Below are 433 nucleotides of genomic sequence, written 5' to 3' on the forward strand. Positions count from 1 at the left end.
GGGCCGACCACGGCGATGCCGGTCGCGTCGGCAATCCGGACCATTTGCATGAAGGTGGCAACGATGGCCGAGGCATCGACCAGGGCCTGGGGTCCGAGTGCTGCGCGCACTTCTTGGCGGACGGCGGCCAGCTCGGCCTCGTCGTCGCCCAGCACGACTTCGGCAAAACGAATGAGCAGCCTCCCGTGCGCCACACCGCTGTCTTTGGTGGCGTCGGCCACCGCGCTCAGATCAAGATTGTCGACCAGCTGCTGTGTTTGACTGCTCTCCCGGAGCATGACCACATGGCTGGTCGTTCAATAGAAGCACTGGCTGAGAACGGATACCCGGGCTGCCAGCAGCTCTATTTGAGCGCGGTTGATGGCCCGGCCCGGATCGCAGGCCGGGTCTCTGACCCGAAACGGGTCCATGTACTGGGCTGGCAGCAGGGTGA

At 64.7% G+C, this 433-nt stretch carries 1 protein-coding gene; it reads right to left on the reverse strand.

What is annotated here, in order from left to right:
• Window positions 1-278, reverse strand: a 278-nt coding sequence (locus tag J4F42_22715; GenBank protein ID MCE2488336.1) for a hypothetical protein, incomplete at its 3' end; no start/stop codon positions are given.
• Between the last annotated feature and the right edge of the window lie 155 nt (window positions 279-433).

Source organism: Desulfurellaceae bacterium, from assembly GCA_021296095.1.
Taxonomy (GTDB): domain Bacteria; phylum Desulfobacterota; class Binatia; order Bin18; family Bin18; genus JAAXHF01.